Consider the following 21,914-nt stretch of genomic DNA (forward strand, 5'->3'; position numbering starts at 1 on the left):
CCGGTCAAAATGACCGGTCAATTTCCTCTAACCAGCGTTTCTTATAATGGTCAAAGGTCCGCACTTCGATATGGTCCGGGTACAGGTATATCGAATTAGTCATTATCTTCTTTTTGTCCATGCAGTCGTTATGGATGTTGCAAGTATGCTCGTTATAAAAATTAATATCGTTGTTGGCAAAGCTTGGGTTGCGACAAGGGGTGTGGGTATGCCCCGATATCCATAGTTTTACCTGTGGATTTTCTGCTAGGATGGCATTGATTTTATCCGCCGGCATGGCAATCGAACGCTCGGTGTTGACGGACTTATGATACGTCAACAGTGTATGATTCAAAGGACCATGGAAAAAGATCAGAGTCTTTTGGTCGCGATGCGCCGCCAGTTCCTGCTCAAACCAAGCCAGCTGCGTTTCTCCTATTTGTGTCGGCAGGGGACCTTCAGTCGACAGGAAAATCAGATGATAGCCGCCCAGGTCTTTGGCATACCAGCGCCGCGGTAATTGCCAAAACCTAGCAAAAGCATCCAGCTTCTGCTGACGAACCTCGGAGCTAGCTGGTTTTATCCTACCATTCGATGAGAGTTCATCTTCATAAAGGAATTCATGATTGCCGTTAATCACCCAAAGCTCTTTTTTTAATTTCCCAAAGAAGGACTGGATGTAGTCGTATTCTGACTTTACGCCCCGCTGTTCAACGATATCCCCCACTACAGCAACAGCCGTCACATCGTCCCAGCTGTTGATATCCGCAATAACGTCATCCTTGGCCGCCAAAATCGCCTGCCGGACATTACTATCGGGATGTTTGGCCACCCGCACCGGCAGATGCGGGTCCCCGAGCACCACAATCCGATAGTAATCCTTCCCAGTTGCCCCCAACAATTTTTGCCAGCCGCCCACAGCCAAGGCACCAAGTCCAATAATCAAACCACGGATAAACGAACGCCGGTTTAACATAGTATCGCTTCCTCTGCTAAAAATATATCGCCACTACGAAATATTCACTCACAATGTATTATTTTCAACGCCGAACCATTTCGCTTCATCATCCCATTTAAAGCAAAGCTTTCCATAGCCTTCATAAGTTTTTTGATAATTTTGGCCTACATATCCATAGCATGTTACGCAATAATTGCAAATAATTTCATCGCCTTCGACTTTTATATTTTGCATGCGAACCTCGCGTTTGTTCGCATAATATCTGCCGATTATGTCGTAGGTGTCGAAATATTTTACATAACTTCCATCACTGCGCTTGCCAATCAGAGTATAGGTTATGCCTGTAACACCTCCTTCATCTTCATTAACCAACAAGTACATTTTCTCATCAGTATCCGTTTTTATGCAATCAATATTTGTTGCGCAAGTTACTGTTATATCGATGGTATTATTAACATCCTTACTGCCAATCTTCGACACAAAGCTATCGTTTCGATTTGGCAGATAGGATGCTCTTCCGTCCCGCGCATCATAATGAACGTAAATACTATCTTCGCCACTTCCAAAGCAGGCCAATCCCTTATCGAATATTTTACTGCCATTACCAGTTCGCAATGACGGATAAGACGTCAGGTATCTCACATTCTTGAACGGGACGCCTTCATGCGTTGTCGCCCCCTTGACTTCATACCATCCCATGGGAAGTAAAGATATCTCCCCTATTTTTTGCGGTGCCTGCATCGTCATCGCACTGCAAACACTTGTAAGCATAATTGTCCCCACTGCCACGAGGCATGCCAATCGTTTCATCCTCTATTCCCCTCTCAAAATAAATCTTATCGATACATTTCGTCATTTAAGGAATTTGAACAATCAAAGAGGAATATAGCTGGTAAGCTGCAATTGTCCATCTTGCAGCACGATATTTTCCTTATGCTCGAGTTCAACAAAAGGATTATGGTTCTTGTCTTTATAAATCTCTCTTAACTTTGCCATTGGGGTCGTACAAGGGAAGCCACTTTTGTCGTAAACCAATTCCTCTGGATGATAAAATGTGATGCTTGAAATCATATCCCCTAGGAAGCGAACTTTAAATACATCCTCATAATACCAAACGTCCTGCGGAAATGTATCGGATGGCCCCACATTACGTTTTTCTTTCCGCGTAGGACTGCCATAAAGCGCCTCTAAATCCTTTTGACTCATCCCCAGATACAACCCCGCTATGGATTCCGTATATTGAGGTTCTTCGCTATGACGTAAGGTTTGTTTCTCATTGAAAATCAGAAAATCCATCGCATTCATATGTTCAGGCATCAGCCCGATGTCCCGATAACCATCCGCTTCTTGGATTCGATAGCCCGAAGCATCGCCACAGCCTAAGTAAGCCACCACTTTACAGCCATTGATATAGTGGCCATTAATCGAAAGCACCAGATTCCCCGCAGAATCATACCAATTTCCTTGTAAACCTTTCATCGAACGGTCACTGCCATTGGATAAAACTTTATACTTTATCTTAAGGTCATCCGGTTTGGTTTTATTTGGGATACTTTTGGCATAATCTTTAACTAAGGCATACGCAGGATTAAATAGCCTAGGTATTGGCGGATAAAATCCATCAACAGTTACAGCACCAGTTGATTTATCTTCTAGCAATATATAGGTATGCATATCTCCTTCATAGCGGTTATGGACATAACATACTCCCGATCCTTGGACAAAAATTTTTAAATACCGCTCGTCTTCATACTTTACGCGAGCCGTCTTTACTTCAAATATACTCCCCATATTCACACCGCTATCCCAAATAGGATAGCCTGAATCGCCATGCCAGCATTGTGCTCCATACACCTCAGATACCATTGCAGCTTCTGCCTTTGACATAGAAAATAGCCCAGCTGTACTTCCCCCTATCAGCAACGCCACCGCCGCAAAACCTGCCATCAATCCTTTTTTCATCAAATCCCCTTCTCTCTGAAAATCTCCCCATAAAGCAACAGCCTTCCACTAAGGGAAGGCCGTTAATTTATAATTCTATTCTATTGTATTACATTTTTGCAATCTTATGCAAGGTCTCGATGATAAGGTCTACCTGAGGTTTTACCGTTTCCAGCATCAGGCGCTCCTTCGGACTATGGATATCGATGGTGGTGACACCAATCGATACCATGTCGAGGTTCGGGTTCTTGAGGAAGTGCCAGCCGCACTCGAGGCCAGCATGGATTGTCTCGACTTTCATATCTTTGCCGTTCTGAGCTTTGAAGGTCTCAGCCATGATTTTGGCCAGCTTGCTGTCCTTGTTTTCCTTCCAGCCCGGCGACTGGGTGCCGATATGTGCCGTAAAGCCCGTAAGCGCTGCCCATTCTTCCGTCATGAAACGAAATTCGTTGAGCTTCTGGTCAACTGCCGAACGCGGGAAGTACGCGATGTTTACTTCATCCCCGTCCATCGAAACGACGCCAAGGTTTGCCGACGTCTCGACAAGGCCCGGGATAACCGTGGACATGGCAAATACTCCCGTATGGAGAATCGTCAGCAGACGGATGAAGTCCGTAGTAAAGTCAGCCGTCAAAACCTGCTGGGGCGTCTCAACGCTCGTGAGCACGAACTGAACATTGGGGTCTACACCGCCGTACATCTTGAGGTAGTTTTCCTTCTGCTCTGCCAGAACGTCCTCAATAGCGAACTTGTCAAATTCCGTAGCGATTACCATCTTGGCATCGTTCGGGATGGCATTGCGGGCCTTGCCACCAGTAAAGGAAGCAAGCTCAACGCTGCCCTTTTCCTGCAGGGCAGCCAGCGCAAAGGCCAGCGTGCGGATGGCATTGCCACGGCCATCGCCGATGCGCTCGCCCGAATGACCGCCGAGGAGTCCTTTAACCTCAATCTGCCAGCCATTCGGCTGCGTTGCCTGCTGACGGGTCAATTTACGCGAAAAGTCAAGATTGACACTTCCGGCACTGCCGACGGTCAGCTCATCATAGTTTTCCGAATCGCAGTTGATGAGGTAGCTGGCATCTTTCAGATGCTCGGCACCGAGGTTAATGGCACCCGTCATGCCCTGCTCCTCGTCCACCGTGACAATCATGCGCAGCGGACCATGGTCTTTGGCGTTTTTCATGATATACATGGCCTCAGCCACGCCGATACCATCGTCAGCGCCGAGGCTCGTGCCCTCAGCCTCAAGGTATTTCTCGCCGCGTACGAGCTTAATCGGGTCTTTAAGCGGGTCATAGGCATAGCCTTCCTCAGCAACGCAGACCATGTCCATGTGACCCTGCAGAATCGTCAGCGGGGCGTTTTCATAGCCAGGGCAGGCCGGTTTATCGGCAATGATGTTGTTCTTCTCGTCCTGCACTACCACAAAGCCAGCGTCGGTCAGATACTTCTTGAGGAAGTCGCTGACCGCCTGCTCATGGCCGGATTTGCGCGGAATCGCAGCCAATTTCTCAAACTCACTCAGTACGCCTTCCAAAATCTCATTGTTCTGTTCCATAGGAATCCCTCACTCATTCATATATCATATGTAATAGTAAACATAAAAATAAAACCAGGCAGTCAAAGCGTCTGCCTGGTCTCATCATTAACAATGCAATACGGGCAAATCAATCCGTCAACGCGACCGTCATGGCCTCCGTTACATCTACCCCCTGCGGCACATAAAGAACAATTTTGCCGGAGATGCGTTTCGCACAGCCGTCCAGAACGTAGCAGGTACCATTGACGAAATCACAAATACGGCGCTGCTCAGCATCTTCTACCTTCTCGTAGTTTACGACACAAGCCTTGCCTGCTTTGAGGTCATCCGAAATCGAAGCAACCTGGTCAAAGGTGCTCGGTGCATAAATCTGCACTTTCAAAGCCGGCGTTTTCGTCGTATGAACCGTCAACTGCGGACGACTCGACTCACGATGCTGGTAAGATCCAGTCTGATAGCCCGAACGGTCAAACTGAACCGTGCCACCATTGGATACCTTCAGTTCCTCACTGTAGCTCTGAGCTGCCGGTGCTTCCTTCACGGATGAAGTTTTCTTTACCTCAGCGTAATCTTCCTCAATTTCGCCGAAGTCCTCAATCGGCATCAGAATATCTCTAAGTTTAGAGAATTTCTCTTCAAAAATAGCGCCTACGCCCATATCATCTCGTCCTTCCAATAAAAAGCTTTCATTAATTCACACGAATTAGACGCGTCCTTGCGGGGACTTATCCATGTTATCAACATAATTCACAATTCAACTATCAACATGATAACATACTTCGCGATCAAATGCAAAAGTCCTGCTGAAAAAAATTATATTTTTCCAGCAGGACTTATAAATTGTAACTATTTTATTTTAAGAATTAGCCTTTACGAGCGTTCTTGGCGTTGCGGCCACGGATCGTGCGATCAAGGATGGACTTGCGCAGACGGACGTGCTCCGGCGTAACCTCAACGAGCTCATCGCTGTTGATGTACTCGATAGCCTGCTCCAGGGACAGGATGCGCGGCGGCGTGATGCGGATAGCTTCATCCGAGGACGACGTACGCATGTTGGAAACGTTCTTCTTCTTGCACGGGTTGATGTCGATATCGTTCTCGCGGGAGTTCTCACCGACAATCATGCCCTCATATACTGCCTCGCCCGGGCCGACGAACATCGTACCGCGATCCTGCAGCGTGAAGATACCATAGCCAGTCGTCTCACCCTGCTCGAAAGCAACGAGCGAACCGCGCGTACGGCCCGGGATATCGCCTTTGTACGGTGCATAGCCATGGAAGACATGGTTCATGATACCGTTGCCCTTGGTGCTCGTCAGGAGCTCAGAACGGAAACCGATCAGGCCGCGGGCTGGAATCGTGAACTCGAGACGCATGTAACCAGCCGTCTCCGTCATGTTGACGAGCTCAGCCTTACGGGTGCCGAGGCCTTCCATGACAGCGCCCATGAACTCCTGCGGTACTTCGACCGTCAGGTTCTCGATCGGCTCGCAGAGCTGGCCATTGATGGTCTTGTAAACAACTTCCGGTTTACCGACCTGCAGCTCATAGCCCTCGCGGCGCATGGTCTCGATGAGGATGGACAGGTGCAGCTCACCACGGCCGGAAACCTTGAAGACATCGGCCGAATCCGTTTCCTCAACCTTCATGGCAACGTTGGTCTCGATTTCCTTGAACAGGCGGTCACGCAGGTGACGGGAGGTAACGAACTCACCTTCACGGCCAGCGAACGGGCTCGTGTTGACACCGAAGGTCATGGAGAGCGTCGGCTCATCGATGTTGATCGTCGGCAGAGCCTCCGGATTTTCTGCATCGGCAACCGTGTAGCCGATGGAAACATCACCGAGGCCCGTCAGAGCGACGATGTCGCCCATGCTGGCCGACTCAGTTTCCACGCGTTTGAGGCCCTGGTAAACGAATACTTTACCGATTTTAGCTTTGACCGTCTGGTCGCCATTGATGAGGACGACGTTCTGGTTCGTCTTAGCCGTACCGCGGATGATGCGGCCGATAGCAACGCGGCCAACGAAGGAATCAGACTCCAGCGTCGTAACCATCATCTGGAGCGGAGCCTCCGGATCGCCTTTCGGTGCCGGAATCTCTTTGACAATCGTCTCCATCAGCGGTTTGAGGTCAGCGTTGTCGTCTTCCATCTTGTACTTCGCTACACCATCACGAGCCGTAGCGTAGATAACCGGGAAGTCGAGCTGGTCATCATCGGCATCGAGTTCCATGAAGAGCTCGAGAACCTCGTCATAGACATCATCTACGCGCTGGTTCGGCTTATCAATCTTGTTGATGACAACAATCGGTTTAAGTCCCTGCTCCAGTGCCTTGCGCAGAACGTATTTCGTCTGCGGCATCGGGCCCTCGAAAGCATCGACGAGCAGAACAACGCCATCGACCATGTTGAGGACACGCTCAACCTCGCCGCCGAAGTCCGCATGGCCCGGCGTATCAACGATGTTGATTTTGATGTCGTTGTACATGATTGCCGTGTTCTTGGACAGAATCGTGATACCGCGCTCGCGCTCGATATCGCCGGAGTCCATAACGCGCTCTGCAACCTGTTCATTGGAACGGAAAACGTGACTCTGCTTGAGCATTGCATCGACCAGCGTCGTCTTACCATGGTCGACGTGGGCGATAATTGCAATATTTCTCAGCTTGTCATTGGTCATCATACTCATTCTGTGTAATCTGCCTCCTATAAATAAAAAGGGATACGCTTTGGTATCCATCCTCTCTTACATATTACATTACTCGTATCGTAAAGCAACAATCTAATTTTAATATTGACCGTCTGAGTTGTCAATAACTTTTTACCGCATTGTACAGGTATTTTCCTTGACACCCTGACAGACAGATAAAAATAGCAAAAGGCTCCCTTTATGAGGGAGCCCTGCTGTATCCTTAGAGTCCTGCTTCTTTCTTCAGCACGTCAGCCTTATCCGTGTGCTCCCACGGCAGGTCGACATCCGTGCGGCCAAAGTGGCCATAAGCAGCCGTCTGCTTGTAGATCGGGCGGCGCAGGTCGAGCATCTTGATGATGCCAGCCGGACGCAGGTCGAAGTTGTGGCTTACGATTTCTTCAATCTTCTCCTCGTCCACCTTATTCGTGCCAAACGTGTCAATCATAATCGAAACCGGATAAGCTACACCGATGGCGTAAGCCAGCTGCACCTCGCACTTGTCGGCAAGACCTGCGGCAACGATGTTTTTGGCAACGTAGCGGGCCGCATAAGCAGCACTGCGGTCAACCTTCGTGGGATCTTTACCCGAGAAAGCGCCGCCGCCATGACGGGCCCAGCCGCCATAGGTGTCGACGATAATCTTGCGGCCCGTGAGGCCCGAGTCACCCTGCGGGCCGCCGATGACGAACTTGCCCGTGGGGTTGATGAAGATTTTCGTATCGTCCTTGAGGAGCTCAGCCGGAACCACCGGTTTGATGACCTGCTCGATGAGATCCTTGCGGATCTGCTCGAGGGTTACCTCCTCGTCGTGCTGGGTCGAGATGACAATGGTCTCGACAGCTACTGCCTTGCCATCCTCATAAGCAATCGTGACCTGGGTCTTGCCATCCGGACGGAGATACGGCAGCGTGCCGTTCTTGCGAACTTCCGTCAGGCGGCGGGCCAGACGATGAGCCAGCGCAATCGGCAGCGGCATGAACTCCGGCGTCTCGTTCGTCGCATAGCCGAACATCATGCCCTGGTCGCCAGCACCGATAGCCTCAGCGGCGTCCATCTCGCCCTCGCGGGACTCTATAGCCTCATTTACGCCCTGGGCGATATCCGGCGACTGCTCATCGAGGGATACGAGGATGCCGCAGGTATCGGCATCGAAGCCATATTTTGCCCGCGTATAACCAATCTCCTTGACCGTATCACGGATGATCTTCGGGATGTCGACATAGCACTTCGTCGAAATCTCACCGACCACATGGACCTGTCCCGTCGTCACCATGGTCTCGCAGGCAACGCGTCCCATCGGATCCTCAGCCAGGATGGCATCGAGGATGCTGTCAGAGATCTGGTCAGCCATCTTATCCGGATGACCTTCGGTTACCGACTCCGACGTAAAAAGCATGCGTTTCTTACTCAATTTAATCTACCTCCCTAGTAGTTCCTTTATCTTTGCTGAATAGCCTCAAACGTTCCGATTCATAAGAAAAAGCCCTCGTTAAACGAGAGCTTTGATTTCTTAACTCTCATCTTATAGGTCGAACCTAAAGGAATTGGCACCGTTTTGACTTGCATCAATGGTTGCCGCAGTTTCATCGGGCCATTCCCTCCACTGCTCTGGATGAGTTCTTATTCAGCTTTGTTGGTTCCATCATACGATACCCAAGCCATAATGTCAAGGTAATTTTATGAATCCAATTCATAAATCTCATCAATCGCAACCATATGCAGAGCATCAAACCTTGAATTTCTCCACTTCCGTTTGCAGGGTTTTAGCCATTTCAGCCAGCTGCTCACTGTTGGAGTTCATTTCATGCACCGATGCCGTCTGTTCTTCCGTTGCGGCCGATACGGTCTCGCAGTTTGCCACCACACTGCGGCTCATGCCTTCAATGTCGTGAATAGCCGTCTGGCAACTGTCCGCGTTATCGGTGGCCTCTTTGGAGGCATCAGCAATCTGCTGGGAACGGCTGGCTATTTTTTCGACCAAAGCCACGATATCGTTAAATTCCCGACCGGTTTCTTCGACGCTGTCTTTGGCCGTAACGAGATTGTCCGTGCCTTCATGCATGCTGTCAACGGCCTGCTGGGTATCCTTCTGAATCTGGCCGATAAGCTCGGCAATCTGGCTGGCAGCTTCTTCCGACTGGGCGGCCAATTTGCGGATTTCCTCGGCTACTACAGCAAAGCCACGACCGGCGTCGCCAGCACGAGCTGCCTCGATGGCTGCATTAAGGGCCAAAAGATTCGTCTGTTCGGCAATGCCCGAAATCGTATCGGTGATGCGGCCAATGGTATCCGAACGTTCCCCGAGGTTGTTGACCATGCGGGCCGACTCACCCACTACTTCACTGAGGCGGGCCATATCCTTGACGGTGCGGGTGACTACCGCATTACCATTCTGGGCCTTTTCCGTAGCCTGTTTAGTCTCCACAGCCGCCCGGCGGGCGTTGTGGGCCATACCGCCAATCTTTTCCATTAACACGTCCATAGATTTGGATGCATCATCAACGGCCAGCAGCTGCTTATTGGAAGCCGTGGCTACATCGGTAATGGATTCTGCCACCTGCTGGCTGGCAGCTGCTGACTGGGCCGTCATCTCATTGAGATTAGCCGCATCGGAAGCGACATGTTCCGACGAGTCCCGGATGGAACCCATGAGGGTTCGCATATTGCCGCCTAAGACCTTGAGGATTTCAATCATCTGCCCGATTTCATCTTCCCGCTGCGCATATTCGGCCTTTACCGGTTCTTGGCGATAATCTCCCTTGGCAAATTTCTGCAGGCGTCCCGTCACGAAACTAATGGGGTCGCCAAAATTCTGTGCCAGCTTGGCACCAAGCAAAGCCATGATAATCGATACCACTAGAATGATAAGCGAGGAAATCAGGATTTTATGATAAAGCGCCTTGGTATTTTCTTCGATGTATTTATTTACTTCTGCATCGATATAATCGATCCAGGAACCCGTACCAATAACCCACTGATAGGGTTTAAATTCCAATACGTAATTGCGTTTTGGAAGGGACTGGGACTCGCCTGGTTTCGGATAGGAAAAATCCACGAAACCGCCGCCATCCTTCTGCCCTTCTTTTAACATGTTTTCCATATAGGGCACGCCATTGGGGTCTTTTTCATCCCGGCGCATTTTGCCTTCAGCATTCCGGTTGCCGGCATGGACCACGCAAATACCGGTGTTCTTTTCATCGGCAAAGAAATATCCTTTACCATCATCATAGCGTACCGATCGCAGGACGTCTTTGGCGAGATTCTTCGCCTGTTCTTCGGTAAGTTCCCCTGCCTGCTGGCGCGCATAGATACCGTTTAAAGACGATACAATCCCTTCGGTCTGCAACCTGAGCTCGCGATCATAGTGTTCCGAAAGCTCCCGCCGGTATTCTTTTACGAGTTTGTCGTTATCCGAAATCGTCGTGTAAATAAAGTAACAGCCAACGGCAAGCGTCGCCACGACGCTTACCGTAGCAAAAAGCACCGTAAGTTTTCCCCGAACGGATTTCATAAAAAACATAGAATCCCCTCCCTATATCCGAGCTATCACTCCTTACCTATATTGTAATATTCACTCAATTATGACAAACTCCTGCTAGGGAAGAAAAATTTTCTCTGCCACCACCATTTAACGTGATTTTCGCACCACTCTTGCTTCATAAGGCTGCAAGAATCCCGCCTTATGGGTATCATAATTGGAAATTAATTCCTCATCTTGATCCCCAACAAACAAATCGCAGGGAACTTCTTTATCCGTCCAATTGGCCGCCACCACCAAAACCTGCTCACCCAAAATCCGCTGATAGGCATAGATTTCCTCACTGTCTTCGAGAAGGGGCTTAAACCTGCCGTAAACCACAATCGGCAGCGTATGCCGCAGGGCAATAAGGCGCTGGTAATAATAAAAAACCGACTGTTTGTCCGCCAAAGCGGCTTTGACGTTGATGACGGGATAGTTGGGGTTGACGGCCAGCCACGGCTCACCGGTGGTAAAGCCGGCGTTTGCCGTATCATCCCACTGCATGGGCGTGCGGGCATTATCTCTTCCCACACAGTCAAAACAGCTCAGCATCACTTTTCCATCCATAATTTTTTGTTCCACCACCAGCTGCTGCCAGGCATTTTTTTCCTCGATATCGACACAATCCGCCAGGGAAGAAAAATGCCGATTGGTCATGCCGATTTCTTCGCCCTGGTAAATATACGGCGTCCCCTTCTGCAGGTGCAAAACTGTTGCCAGCATCTTAGCGGATTTTTCCCGCCACTTAGGCGAATCGTTGCCAAATCTTGATACTACCCGCGGCTGGTCGTGGTTGTCCCAATAGAGGCTTCCCCAGGCTTTCCCCTCCAGCTCCAGCTGCCACTTATTTAAAATCTTGCGAACATAGGAAAGTTTTGGCGGCGTGCACGTCCATTTCCCCCAAACCGCATCTGAGTTTGCCGCCCCATCGGTATGTTCAAAGTGAAAGACCATCCCTAACTCCGTGCCATCGCTGTTGGCATATTTCTTGGCTTCCTCCACGGTAACGCCTGCCGCCTCGCCCACCGTCAGCAAATCGTATTTCGACAGCACCCGGCGATTCATTTCCTGCAAATATTCATGAACCCGCGGACCATTGCAAACGTGGGAAAACATATCGCTATAGCCATCGGCATTAAGCGGACCATCGGGAAAGGATTGGTCTTTGCTAATCATGGAGATAACATCCATGCGGAAACCATCGATGCCCTTGCGGCACCACCAGTCCATAAGGTCAAAGACTTCCTCCCGGACTTTAGAATTTTCCCAGTTTAAATCCGGCTGCTTGCGGCTGAAGCAGTGCAAATAATATTGACCGGTCAAATCATCGTACTGCCAAGCTGAACCGCTAAAACAGGATTCCCAGTGATTGGGGGCTTCGCCTGTTTCCGTTGGGTCACGCCAGATATAGTAGTCCCGATAGGGATTATCTTTGGACTTGCGGCTTTCGATAAACCAGGGATGTTCATCGGAAGTATGGTTGACCACCAAATCCATCACGATGCGAATGTTTCGCTTATGGGCTTCAGCCAGCAGCCGGTCAAAATCTTCCATGGTGCCAAATTCGGCCATGATGTTTCGATAATCGGAAATGTCGTAGCCATTATCATCATTTGGCGACTCATAAATTGGTGACAGCCAAATCACATCGATGCCTAGTTTTGCCAGATAATCCAAATGAGCGGTAATCCCATTTAAATCCCCAATGCCATCCCCATTGCTGTCCGCAAAGGAACGGGGATAAATCTGATAAATAACGGCTTCTTTCCACCAAGCATGCGTTTCTGAGCTCATAAAGCATTCCTCCCACCAACAATTGAGTCATTATCTTTCTTAGTATTCCGTTCCTACCTCCCTACTTCCTGCGAACGCCGGTACAGAATATGGCCCCTGGTACAAAATCTGGTATCCGGTACAAAAAACGAGCCCTGCACCTTCGCAACGCTCGTTTTTCTATCTGCTGATTTAGCTTAGCAGCAAACTGTCGCTATTTAATTCACTGCCAGCTGCCTGTTCAAACATATCTAGCAAATCCTTGATACCAAGATTCTTTTTCTTTTCACTGTCGATATCAAAGAGAATATGTCCTTCATACATCATGATAAGGCGATTTCCATACTTGAGGGCATCCCGCATGTTATGGGTAATCATCAGCGTCGTAAGCTTCTGCTGCTTGATGATTTTATCTGTCAGGGACAAGACCTTTTCGGCTGTCTTCGGGTCAAGAGCTGCCGTGTGTTCATCCAGCAACAACAATTTGGGCTGGGCCATGGTGGCCATGAGCAGCGTCAGGGCCTGACGCTGACCGCCGGAAAGCAGGCCAACTTTTGACTCCAACCGATCTTCCAGCCCCAGGTTCAACCCTTTTAAGAGTTCCCGGAAATGCTGACGACTGTCCGCTGAAGAACTCCATTTAAGGGTCGGGGATTTGCCCCGTCTGGCGGCAATCGCCAGATTCTCCTCGATCATCATGCCAGCTGCCGTTCCCATCATCGGGTCCTGGAATACCCGGCCAATGTATTTGGCCCGTTTGTGCTCCGGCCATTTGGTGATATCCGTCCCCGCAATGGTGATACATCCCTCATCTACCGGATACGTCCCGGCAATGGAGTTCATAAGCGTCGATTTACCGGCGCCGTTGCCACCGATAACGGTGACAAAATCCCCAGGGGCAAGATGGAGATTCACATTATGAAGTGCCAGCTTTTCGGTGACGGTTCCTGGATTGAATGTCTTAGAAATTTTTTCGATATGAAGCATCTCAGCGGCCCCCTTTCCTGATTTTATTCCAGCGTGCCTGTAGCAGCGGCATCGAAAGTGCCAAGGCCACCAAGATTGCCGTGAAGAGTTTCAAATCATTTGGCGGCATTCCCATCTGCAGCACGATGGCGATAACCGCGCGATAGACAATCGAGCCTAAAATGACAGAAATCAAGCAATTCTTAAAGCTGCGGGTACCGAAGAGCACTTCGCCGATGATAACCGACGCCAAGCCAATGACGATGGTACCCACTCCCATGCCCACATCGGCAAAGCCGTTGCTCTGGGCGACAAGGGCGCCTGAAATGGCCACAAGACCATTGGAGAGCAACAGTCCCAGCACAATCATGTTATCCGTATTGATGCCGTTGGCGCGAATCATATGGGGATTAAAGCCCGTGGCCCGGACCGCCGTACCAAGTTCCGTACCAAAGAACCAATAATTCAGCATGGCCACCACCAGCACAATGACAGCGCCAATGGCCAAAGTGGTCATCATCTTATCCATTCCCAGATTCCAAATGGTAAAAATTGTATCCTGCTGCAACAAGGGCAGATTGGCTTTGCCCATAATGCGAAGGTTTACCGAATAGAGGGCAATCATAGTCAAGATTCCAGCCAGAAGAGCGGGAATCTTAAACTTCGTACAAAGAATACCAGTGATGACCCCGGCCAGCATCCCCGCCACACAGGCGGCAATAATTGCTACCAACGGATGGCTGCCGGCCACAATGAGAGTAGCGGCGGTTGCAGCTCCCAAGGGGAAACTTCCTTCAACCGTCAAGTCCGCAATGTCGAGGACGCGAAAGGTCAGATAAACACCAATTGCCAGCAGTGCCCACAAAAGGCCCTGCGAGACCGTAGCGATTACTAAATCCATAATGTATCTCCTATTGCTTATGACAAAGGAGCGCAGCGAATGCGACAGCATCCGAAACGCCCCTCTGCGTCAAATTCTGCTGTTATTCTACCACTTCGGCTCCGTTCAGCACATCGGCTGGAAGCGTAATCCCCAGAGCGGCCGCATTCTTTTTGTTGATGACGACCTTGAGATCCTGGGCGGTCTGGATTGGCATCTCCGCTGGTTTGGCTTTGCCCTCCAATACATCGGCAGCCATGTGGCCCGTCTGTACCCCCAGTTTGTAGTAATCGATGCCGTAAGTAGCAAGGCCACCAGCCTTGACCATATTCGGCTCTCCGCAAAATACTGGTTTCTTGGCTGCATCGGTGATGGCGACGAGATTCGGCATTGCCGATGCAATGATATTATCGGTCGGCACATAGAAAGCATCAACTTCACCGACCAGGCTCTGCGCAGCCTGCTGAATATCATTGACCGTGGAAATCGTAGCTACTTTCACTGTCAGCCCCTTCGACTCCGCGTATTCCTTCATGGCCTTTACCTGAACTTCGGAATTCACTTCACTGGAACAGTAGATAGTACCAATGGTCTTGGCGTTCGGGCAAATCTTCATAAGCAAATCGATTTGTTCCTTGATAGGGTTCATGTCGCTGGTTCCCGACACGTTAGCCCCCGGACGGTCGTTACTGGTCACGAGTTTGGCACCCACATAATCCGTGATGGCCGTGCCCAGAATAGGAATATCCTTCGTAGCATTGGCAATGGTCTGAGCCGCCGGCGTTGCAATGGCACAAATCAAATCCATCTTGCCGCTGACAAAACGCTGGGCGATATTCTGCAGATTGGACTGGTCTGCCTGGGCATTCTGCTGGTCAAAGGTAACGTTCTTTCCTTCCTCGAATCCACGCTCCTTCAAACCATCAACAAAGCCCTTATTGGCGGCATCCAAAGCACTGTGTTCCACCAGCTGGACCACGCCAATCTTATAAGTCTTATTGCCCGCTGACTGTTCCGAACCGCAGCCAGCCATTGCACCAGCTGCCAGCATCGTCGCAATCCCCAGGGCCAATACTTTTGCTTTTCTTGACAATTTCATATAATCCCCATCCTTAAAAAAAATGTAACACTGTACAATAACAAATATTATTATACAGTGTTACATAAATAAAGTCTAGTTTTGTTTTTAGTGGGCAGACATTTGTTAGGGGTTATTTCAAAACCCCAGCGACATGGTCGAGAATAATCCCTGCCAGCTCTTTTTTGCTCATGAGGGGATACGCCGTCATATTGCCGGCGCGGTCAAAGAGTTTGATGCGATTGGTCTCAACCCCAAAGCCTGCATCGGCTTCGGACACATCATTGGCTACGATGAAGTCCAAATTCTTTTTGGCCAGCTTCTTGCGGGCGTACTCTTCCACTTGACAGGTCTCGGCAGCAAAGCCCACGAGTACCTGTTGCTGCTTTTTCTGGCCGAGCTCCAGCAAAATATCCGGATTGCGCACCAGTTTCAGCGTCAAATCCTCATCGCTCTTTTTGATTTTCTGCTCAGCCACCACTTCTGGGCGGTAATCCGCCACGGCGGCGGACTTAATGACCGCCGCACAGGTTGGAAATTCCCGCAAAACGGCCTCCCGCATCTGCCGGGCCGTCTCAACGCGAACGACCCGAACCCCCGCTGGGTCTTCTAAGACCGATGGCCCCGAAACCAGCACCACCTCGGCCCCGCGGCGGGCAGCTTCTGCTGCCACCGCATACCCCATGCGGCCCGTGGACCGGTTGCCGATATAACGCACCGGGTCAAGGGGCTCAATGGTGCCCCCTGCCGTGACGAGGATTTTTTTACCGGTCAATTTTTGACTAGTCAAATTCTGACTAGTCAAAGCCTCACTTACGATGCGCACGATATCCGCCGGCTCCGGCAGGCGGCCCTTGCCGCTAATACCGCAGGCAAGGTGTCCTGCTGCCGGTTCAATCATATGAAATCCCCGCTTGCACAGCTCTTGGATATTTCGCTGGGTGATGGGATTTTCATACATATTCGTATTCATCGCGGGCGCCATGTAAACGGGGGCCTTCGTCGCCAGAATCGTCGTGGACAGCATATCGTCCGCAATCCCCACCGCCGCTTTCGCGATGATATTGGCCGTTGCCGGAGCAATGAGCATAAGATCCGCCAAGTTGGCCAGGGCAATGTGCTCCACGTTGTAATTGGTCACCTTTTCCCACATGTCCGATACCACGGGCTGACCGCTGATTTCGCGGAAGGTCAGCTCCGTTACAAACTGGGTGGCTTCCTTGGTCATGATGACATGAACCTCGGCCCCTGCTTTGCGCAGGCGGCCGACAATCTCTACGGCCTTATAAGCGGCAATCCCGCCTGTTACGCCCAGGACAATCTTCTTACCTGCGAGTTCCATAACTTAGAGGTCCGCTTTGGAAATGCGATAGTTGATTTTGCCCTCGGCAATCTCTTCCAGCGCATTGGTAACATTCTTCGTCGATTTGGATTTGAGCTCCTTAAGCTCCTCGCCATCCAGCAACTGACGGGCGCGCTTGGAAGCGCAGACTACGAGACCATAACGGCTGTCCACCTGGCTCATCAGCGTATCCGTGGACGGATTTACCATGCTCATCTCAGGATTGTTATTTGCTTTCATTACTGTTCCAACTCCTCAAATTTATCGTAATTCTTGTCGACACGGCAGTGCTCGGCAATCATGATGCTCTTGATGCGCTCCACCGCGCGTTTTACCGTGTCATTTACTACCACATAGCCGTATTGGCGGCCAATGGCAATCTCTTCCTTGGCTGCCCCCAGACGTTTTGCCAGGGATTCTGCCGTCTCGGAACCACGGCCCCGAATGCGGCGCTCCAGTTCCCCGATGGACGGCGGCAGCAGGAAGATAAAGAGCCCATCCGGGCACTTTTTCATGACGTTGAGGGCCCCCTGGGTATCGATTTCCAGCAGAATGTCCTCACCAGCGGCGAGACGTTCCTCAATCTTTCCTATTGGGGTACCGTAGTAATTGCCATAGACATTGGCATACTCGAGAAAACCACCCTCCTCGATCATCTTCTCGAAGGCTGCTTTGTCCATAAAGTAGTAATTCTTGCCATCAACCTCGCCCTCGCGCGGCTTGCGCGTCGTCGCTGAAATGGAATAGGCAAGCTCTGGAGTCTGCGCGAGAAGTTCCCCGCAGACCGTTCCCTTCCCCGTCCCCGACGGGCCGGAAACTACAATCAATAATCCTCTGCTCATTCTTACGCTTCGTCTTCTTTCTCTTTTATTTCCGCTTTCGCCTCAGTATCATCGTCCACATCGACACGATGCGCCACCGTCTCGGGCTGAACCGCCGACAGGATAACATGGTCGCTGTCCATGATGATGACCGCGCGGGTGCGACGGCCATAGGTCGCATCAATAAGGCGCTCGCCATCGCGGGCTTCCTGGATGATGCGTTTAATGGGTGCCGATTCGGGGCTTACAATAGCCACGATGCGGTTTGCTGATACGATATTGCCAAAGCCAATGTTTATGAGTTTGATATCCATGAGGCGTCCTCCTCTTTATTCGATATTCTGGACCTGTTCGCGAAGTTTTTCAATCTCGCTCTTCATATCCACAACCAGTTGAGCAGCTTCCGTGCTGTTCGCTTTCGAACCGATGGTATTGGTTTCCCGATTAATTTCCTGAATGAGAAAATCCAGTTTGCGGCCCACCGGTTCGGCTGCGGTCTCAACAATCTGGCGGAACTGTCCAAAGTGGCTTTCCAGCCGGACAAGCTCCTCGGTGATATCCACCCGGTCGGCATAAATTGCCGTCTCCTGAATCAGGCGGGTCTCGTCGAAGGTCTGGGACTCCAATGCCTGGGCAATGGTCTGCCGCAGATGCTCCCGATAGGCCGACACAATTGCCGGCGCAATTTCGTGGATTCGCTGGCGCATTCCCTCAAGTTTTTCTATCCGCACTAGGAAATCCTTACGGATGTTTTCTCCTTCCGTTGCCCGCATCTTATCAAAGGCCTGCAGCGATTCCTGGATAGCCTGGAGCAAAACTGGCTTCATCCCCTCCAGATTGGCGGAAGTGTCAACTTTCAGCACATCGGGAAAACCGGCAAAGACCTGCACATCGTCAGGACGAGCCACATGGAGCATGTCGCTCATATTGTTTAGGGCCTGCTGATAAGCTAACACCAAGCCCTTATCCACTCGAATCTCCGTCTGATTTTCGCGCTTGTCAACATAATTGATGAATACATCCATCTTGCCCCGGGCCACCACTTCCTTGATGGCCTTCCGCAGGGCATCTTCCCAGGCATTTAACGGACGCCCCATATGAAAATTGATTTCCAGGAATCGCTGGTTTACCGCCTTTAGTTCCACCGAAATCTTATAATCCTCGGTTTCAGCCACGGCCGCACCGAATCCCGTCATGCTTTTAAGCATATAGCCGCCTCTTTCCACAAACCATTATTCGGAAAAGTTACCCGTGAATACCAATTCTGCCGGGCCCGTCATGAATACGTGATTGTTTTCGGCCCACTCGACGATTAATTTGCCACCATCGAGCTGAACTTCGGCCTTGCGGTCGATTTTGCCATTGAGCACGCCTGCTACCACCGTAGCACAGGAACCCGTACCGCAGGCTAGCGTAATCGCAGCCCCGCGCTCCCAAACGCGCATGCGCACGTGACTACGATCCTTGACCTCGACAAATTCCGTATTGGTCTTGCGGGGGAACATCGAATGATGTTCAAACTTGGTGCCAAGCTCTTCAATGGGGAAGTTTTCCGCATCATCCACAAAGATAACGCAATGGGGATTGCCCATGGATACTCCTGTCATCGCGTAGGTCGTGCCATCCACTGTAATGGGCTCAGCGATGACCTTCTTGCCGTCAAAGCCAACGACGGGAATCTCATCCCCCAAAAGATGAGGCTCCCCCATATCTACCTGAACCCCCGTTACCTTATCCCCCTCCAGGATGATTTTCGGCACGAGAATACCGGCACCAGTTTCCACCGTAAACTCGGTCTTGCTGATCAGTTTATAATCGTAGAGATACCGAGCAAAGCAACGGATGCCATTGCCGCACATCTCCGCCTCACTGCCATCCGTATTGAAGATACGCATGCGAAAATCCGCTTTATCCGACGGCAATACCACGAGAATACCATCCGCGCCAATGCCATAATGCCGGTCACATACCTTCTGGGAAAGCTTCGCATAATCATCGGGCTCCTGCTCGCGGCAGTCCAAAAGCACAAAATCGTTGCCGCACCCCTGCCATTTCGTAAAGTTCATCGAACATAGCCTCCTAATTCTAGTTACTCATTTTCTTATTATATTGGTTTTCGTTATCTTATGCAAGAGTACAACGGTAAATTGACCGCCGCGAATTGCCCCGCCCTGCCAATAATGATATAATTTAGAAGTTATACCCTACGAATTGCAAAGGAGCATCATCATGAGTCTTGACGGCTTTTCCATGCATGCCCTCGCCCGGGAGCTCAACGCGACCCTTGCCGGCGGGCGCATCGATAAAATCACCCAGCCCAACAAACAGTCTATCATCTTGTCCATTCGACAGCCTGGACAAAATTACCTGCTGCACATCTCCATTAACTCCCAGAATCCTTCGGCCCATCTTCTCGAGCGCAATCTCGAGAACCCACCAGAGCCGCCGGTGTTCTGCATGGTTCTGCGCAAACAGCTTGAAACCGGCCGCATCGCTGCCATCCGCCAACACGGCCTCGACCGCCTGCTGCTCATGGATATCGATTCCCTGGCCGCTGGCGGCAAGATTGTCACCAAGACCCTTGTGCTTGAGCTCATGGGCAAATACAGCAACATCATCCTCGTACAGGAAGGCACCATTATCGACGCCCTGCGCAAGATTGGTGCCAACAGCAGCCGCGTGCGCACAGTCCTGCCTGGCGATGCCTATGAACTGCCGCCGGGGCAGGATAAACTCGACCTCTTTACCGCAGACCTCGATGCCATCATGGAAGCCCTAAAAGCCGATGGTGAGCAGCGTCTCGATAAAGCCCTGCTCGCTGCCTGCATGGGCTTTGGCCCCGTCTCGGCCAAGGAAACCTGTTTTTCGGCGGGTCTTGCCCCCAGCACCCGCATCGGCACCCTTGAAGATGTGGACTTTGCGGCCATCCGGGATGCCCTTATGGAAATCCGCACCGCCGCCAGCAACGAAGAGGCTTCTCCTGTGCTGGTACTAGGTGAAAACAAAAAAATCCTGGCCATGAGCTCGTTTCCCCTCCACTATCTGCCAGAGGGAACGAGCCTGACCTTCCCCACCATCAGCGCCATGCTGGAAAAGGCCGACCAGCTTGCGGGCAGCTATGTGCTCCCCGACAAAGACCGGTTCAAAAAACTCGTCAAGAACGAACTAAACCGTGCCGAGAACAAACTCGTGAAACTCGACGAGGAAATCGCGGCGGCGGAAAACGCCGAAGAATACAGGATTCGTGGCGACAACCTCATGACCTATCAGTACCAGTTCCAGGACCATGCAGACAGCGAAATCACCGTGGCCAACATCTACAGCGAAACTGGCGAGACCATCACGATTCCTTTGGACCAGCGCTATACGATCATCCAGAACATGCAGGCCTGCTACAAGAAATACGACAAGCTTAAACGCGCCCAGGAGCTCTTGCGCGTTCAGCGCCGCGAATGCGAAGACAACATCACCTATCTTGAAAGCATCGAAGCCTCCCTACTAGCTTCAGAAAGCCTGGGGGAAATCGCCGAAATCCACAACGAGCTCGTGGAAAGCGGCTACCTGCGGGAAAAACTCAAGCGCAAGAACAACGATAAGCCCTCCCATCCCTTCCACTTCCAGACGCCGGACGGCATCGACATCTTCATCGGCAAGAACAACTACCAGAACGACAAGCTGACCTGCAAGACGGCCAGCTTCAACGACACCTGGTTCCATACCCAGAACATCCCGGGCTCCCACGTCATCTTGCGCAACGGCGGCGAGCCCGTAAGCGAAGACAACATCCTGCTCTGCGCCAGCCTTGCCGCCCACTTCAGCAAAGCCCAGGGCTCCTCCAAAATTCCCGTGGACTACACGGAAATCCGCTACGTCAAAAAGCCCTCCGGCAGCAAGCCAGGCTTTGTCATATTCACCAACCAAAAGACACTATACATCACCCCCAACGAAGAAGAACTGCGTCCGTTCCTTCTAAAAGAAAAATAAAATAATGGCCCGCTGACACACCAAAGTCAGCGGGCCATTTTGCCATAAAATTACAGGTTATCGGTTAGTGGAACCTTATTCGAAGCAGCTCTTCGCCACCGCTAGGGGCAGTGCCAACACTCCACGGGAGATGTTTTTCTAAACGAAATTTTTATCTTTAATTAAGCATCGAAAAAGTTGCAAAACGCGCTTCGCTTGAACGGTAGCAATTTTTCGACGAAAAGTGAGGATAAAAATTTCGTTCTTCACGAAAAACATCAAACGCTTCGTTTATGGCACTGCCCCTAGCGGCGGCTGAGTCTGTGGCAAGTTTCGCGGGGCTCCCCCCTCCGAGGGCGCAGCAATTCGTGCCGACTCTAACCGAGGCGGCGGGGGCCCCAGTACCATAAGCGTAGCCTTGACGTTCCGCGTGAAGCAAGAAATTTTTGCCTGCGTTCTC

Annotated in this window: 19 protein-coding genes and 1 riboswitch; of the genes, 1 reads left to right on the forward strand and 18 read right to left on the reverse strand. The window is 50.9% G+C overall.

Features of this window, described 5'->3' with window-relative positions:
- Positions 1–4: 4 nt before the first annotated feature.
- From BLQ36_RS10055 to dapF, 18 genes are all read right to left on the reverse strand, one after another.
- Positions 5–955 carry a metallophosphoesterase family protein gene (locus BLQ36_RS10055; RefSeq protein WP_074515464.1) on the reverse strand — a complete coding sequence of 317 codons (951 nt, stop codon included), beginning with the start codon at positions 953–955 and terminating at the stop codon, positions 5–7.
- Positions 956–1,003: 48 nt separating this feature from the next.
- Complete coding sequence (locus BLQ36_RS10060; RefSeq protein ID WP_074515465.1) at positions 1,004–1,747, reverse strand: hypothetical protein; 744 nt, start codon at positions 1,745–1,747, stop codon at positions 1,004–1,006.
- 63 nt (positions 1,748–1,810) lie between these two features.
- Positions 1,811–2,899, reverse strand: coding sequence for a hypothetical protein (locus tag BLQ36_RS10065; RefSeq protein ID WP_074515466.1), 1,089 nt, complete (start codon positions 2,897–2,899; stop codon positions 1,811–1,813).
- Between the two features lie 88 nt (positions 2,900–2,987).
- Positions 2,988–4,436 (reverse strand): beta-Ala-His dipeptidase, encoded by a 1,449-nt coding sequence (gene pepD, locus BLQ36_RS10070; protein WP_074515467.1) that lies wholly within the window; start codon positions 4,434–4,436, stop codon positions 2,988–2,990.
- A 109-nt stretch (positions 4,437–4,545) separates the two neighbouring features.
- Positions 4,546–5,076 (reverse strand): cell division protein SepF, encoded by a 531-nt coding sequence (locus tag BLQ36_RS10075; RefSeq protein ID WP_074515468.1) that lies wholly within the window; start codon positions 5,074–5,076, stop codon positions 4,546–4,548.
- Positions 5,077–5,281: 205 nt separating this feature from the next.
- Positions 5,282–7,102, reverse strand: a complete 1,821-nt coding sequence (gene typA, locus BLQ36_RS10080; RefSeq protein WP_074515485.1) for a translational GTPase TypA — start codon at positions 7,100–7,102, stop codon at positions 5,282–5,284.
- 229 nt (positions 7,103–7,331) lie between these two features.
- The gene (gene metK / locus BLQ36_RS10085) at positions 7,332–8,507 is read right to left on the reverse strand and encodes a methionine adenosyltransferase (protein WP_074515486.1); all 1,176 of its coding nucleotides are present in this window, start codon (positions 8,505–8,507) and stop codon (positions 7,332–7,334) included.
- Between the two features lie 118 nt (positions 8,508–8,625).
- Positions 8,626–8,730, reverse strand: a riboswitch (SAM riboswitch).
- Positions 8,731–8,837: 107 nt separating this feature from the next.
- A complete protein-coding gene (locus BLQ36_RS10090; protein ID WP_081342314.1) occupies positions 8,838–10,631 on the reverse strand; it encodes a methyl-accepting chemotaxis protein in 1,794 nt (597 codons plus the stop codon).
- Between the two features lie 108 nt (positions 10,632–10,739).
- Complete coding sequence (locus tag BLQ36_RS10095) at positions 10,740–12,425, reverse strand: glycoside hydrolase family 13 protein (protein ID WP_074515469.1); 1,686 nt, start codon at positions 12,423–12,425, stop codon at positions 10,740–10,742.
- A gap of 171 nt (positions 12,426–12,596) precedes the next feature.
- Positions 12,597–13,391: an ABC transporter ATP-binding protein gene (locus tag BLQ36_RS10100; RefSeq protein WP_074515470.1), complete on the reverse strand. Its 795-nt coding sequence runs from the start codon at positions 13,389–13,391 to the stop codon at positions 12,597–12,599.
- 1 nt (position 13,392) lies between these two features.
- Complete coding sequence (locus BLQ36_RS10105; protein ID WP_074515471.1) at positions 13,393–14,271, reverse strand: ABC transporter permease; 879 nt, start codon at positions 14,269–14,271, stop codon at positions 13,393–13,395.
- Positions 14,272–14,353: 82 nt separating this feature from the next.
- Positions 14,354–15,349 (reverse strand): ABC transporter substrate-binding protein, encoded by a 996-nt coding sequence (locus BLQ36_RS10110; protein WP_074515472.1) that lies wholly within the window; start codon positions 15,347–15,349, stop codon positions 14,354–14,356.
- A gap of 112 nt (positions 15,350–15,461) precedes the next feature.
- On the reverse strand, positions 15,462–16,670 hold the full coding sequence (coaBC, locus tag BLQ36_RS10115; RefSeq protein WP_074515473.1) for a bifunctional phosphopantothenoylcysteine decarboxylase/phosphopantothenate--cysteine ligase CoaBC: 1,209 nt from the start codon (positions 16,668–16,670) through the stop codon (positions 15,462–15,464).
- 3 nt (positions 16,671–16,673) lie between these two features.
- Complete coding sequence (gene rpoZ / locus BLQ36_RS10120; protein WP_231473835.1) at positions 16,674–16,910, reverse strand: DNA-directed RNA polymerase subunit omega; 237 nt, start codon at positions 16,908–16,910, stop codon at positions 16,674–16,676.
- Positions 16,910–17,512, reverse strand: coding sequence for a guanylate kinase (gene gmk / locus BLQ36_RS10125; protein ID WP_074515474.1), 603 nt, complete (start codon positions 17,510–17,512; stop codon positions 16,910–16,912). Before gmk ends, rpoZ begins: the two co-directional genes overlap by 1 nt.
- A 2-nt stretch (positions 17,513–17,514) precedes the next feature.
- Positions 17,515–17,805, reverse strand: a complete 291-nt coding sequence (gene remA, locus BLQ36_RS10130; protein ID WP_033169147.1) for an extracellular matrix/biofilm regulator RemA — start codon at positions 17,803–17,805, stop codon at positions 17,515–17,517.
- A gap of 15 nt (positions 17,806–17,820) precedes the next feature.
- The gene (locus BLQ36_RS10135) at positions 17,821–18,699 is read right to left on the reverse strand and encodes a YicC/YloC family endoribonuclease (protein ID WP_074515475.1); all 879 of its coding nucleotides are present in this window, start codon (positions 18,697–18,699) and stop codon (positions 17,821–17,823) included.
- Positions 18,700–18,723: 24 nt separating this feature from the next.
- Positions 18,724–19,557: a diaminopimelate epimerase gene (dapF, locus tag BLQ36_RS10140; RefSeq protein WP_074515476.1), complete on the reverse strand. Its 834-nt coding sequence runs from the start codon at positions 19,555–19,557 to the stop codon at positions 18,724–18,726.
- Between the two features lie 163 nt (positions 19,558–19,720).
- Between dapF and BLQ36_RS10145 the strand changes: the two genes are divergently transcribed.
- Positions 19,721–21,475 (forward strand): Rqc2 family fibronectin-binding protein, encoded by a 1,755-nt coding sequence (locus tag BLQ36_RS10145; protein ID WP_074515477.1) that lies wholly within the window; start codon positions 19,721–19,723, stop codon positions 21,473–21,475.
- Positions 21,476–21,914 lie beyond the last annotated feature (439 nt).

The sequence above is a fragment of the Selenomonas sp. WCT3 genome (genome assembly GCA_900100835.1).
Taxonomy (GTDB): Bacteria; Bacillota; Negativicutes; order Selenomonadales; family Selenomonadaceae; genus Selenomonas_A; species Selenomonas_A ruminantium_E.

What these genes read in the sequence shown, in the direction of transcription:
- BLQ36_RS10055 (WP_074515464.1), bottom strand. Translation starts at nt 955, where the DNA reads ATGTTAAACCGGCGTTCGTTTATCCGTGGTTTGATTATTGGACTTGGT.
- BLQ36_RS10060 (WP_074515465.1), bottom strand. Translation starts at nt 1,747, where the DNA reads ATGAAACGATTGGCATGCCTCGTGGCAGTGGGGACAATTATGCTTACA.
- BLQ36_RS10065 (WP_074515466.1), bottom strand. Translation starts at nt 2,899, where the DNA reads ATGAAAAAAGGATTGATGGCAGGTTTTGCGGCGGTGGCGTTGCTGATA.
- pepD (WP_074515467.1), bottom strand. Translation starts at nt 4,436, where the DNA reads ATGGAACAGAACAATGAGATTTTGGAAGGCGTACTGAGTGAGTTTGAG.
- BLQ36_RS10075 (WP_074515468.1), bottom strand. Translation starts at nt 5,076, where the DNA reads ATGGGCGTAGGCGCTATTTTTGAAGAGAAATTCTCTAAACTTAGAGAT.
- typA (WP_074515485.1), bottom strand. Translation starts at nt 7,102, where the DNA reads ATGATGACCAATGACAAGCTGAGAAATATTGCAATTATCGCCCACGTC.
- metK (WP_074515486.1), bottom strand. Translation starts at nt 8,507, where the DNA reads ATGCTTTTTACGTCGGAGTCGGTAACCGAAGGTCATCCGGATAAGATG.
- BLQ36_RS10090 (WP_081342314.1), bottom strand. Translation starts at nt 10,631, where the DNA reads ATGTTTTTTATGAAATCCGTTCGGGGAAAACTTACGGTGCTTTTTGCT.
- BLQ36_RS10095 (WP_074515469.1), bottom strand. Translation starts at nt 12,425, where the DNA reads ATGAGCTCAGAAACGCATGCTTGGTGGAAAGAAGCCGTTATTTATCAG.
- BLQ36_RS10100 (WP_074515470.1), bottom strand. Translation starts at nt 13,391, where the DNA reads ATGCTTCATATCGAAAAAATTTCTAAGACATTCAATCCAGGAACCGTC.
- BLQ36_RS10105 (WP_074515471.1), bottom strand. Translation starts at nt 14,271, where the DNA reads ATGGATTTAGTAATCGCTACGGTCTCGCAGGGCCTTTTGTGGGCACTG.
- BLQ36_RS10110 (WP_074515472.1), bottom strand. Translation starts at nt 15,349, where the DNA reads ATGAAATTGTCAAGAAAAGCAAAAGTATTGGCCCTGGGGATTGCGACG.
- coaBC (WP_074515473.1), bottom strand. Translation starts at nt 16,670, where the DNA reads ATGGAACTCGCAGGTAAGAAGATTGTCCTGGGCGTAACAGGCGGGATT.
- rpoZ (WP_231473835.1), bottom strand. Translation starts at nt 16,910, where the DNA reads ATGAAAGCAAATAACAATCCTGAGATGAGCATGGTAAATCCGTCCACG.
- gmk (WP_074515474.1), bottom strand. Translation starts at nt 17,512, where the DNA reads ATGAGCAGAGGATTATTGATTGTAGTTTCCGGCCCGTCGGGGACGGGG.
- remA (WP_033169147.1), bottom strand. Translation starts at nt 17,805, where the DNA reads ATGGATATCAAACTCATAAACATTGGCTTTGGCAATATCGTATCAGCA.
- BLQ36_RS10135 (WP_074515475.1), bottom strand. Translation starts at nt 18,699, where the DNA reads ATGCTTAAAAGCATGACGGGATTCGGTGCGGCCGTGGCTGAAACCGAG.
- dapF (WP_074515476.1), bottom strand. Translation starts at nt 19,557, where the DNA reads ATGAACTTTACGAAATGGCAGGGGTGCGGCAACGATTTTGTGCTTTTG.
- BLQ36_RS10145 (WP_074515477.1), top strand. Translation starts at nt 19,721, where the DNA reads ATGAGTCTTGACGGCTTTTCCATGCATGCCCTCGCCCGGGAGCTCAAC.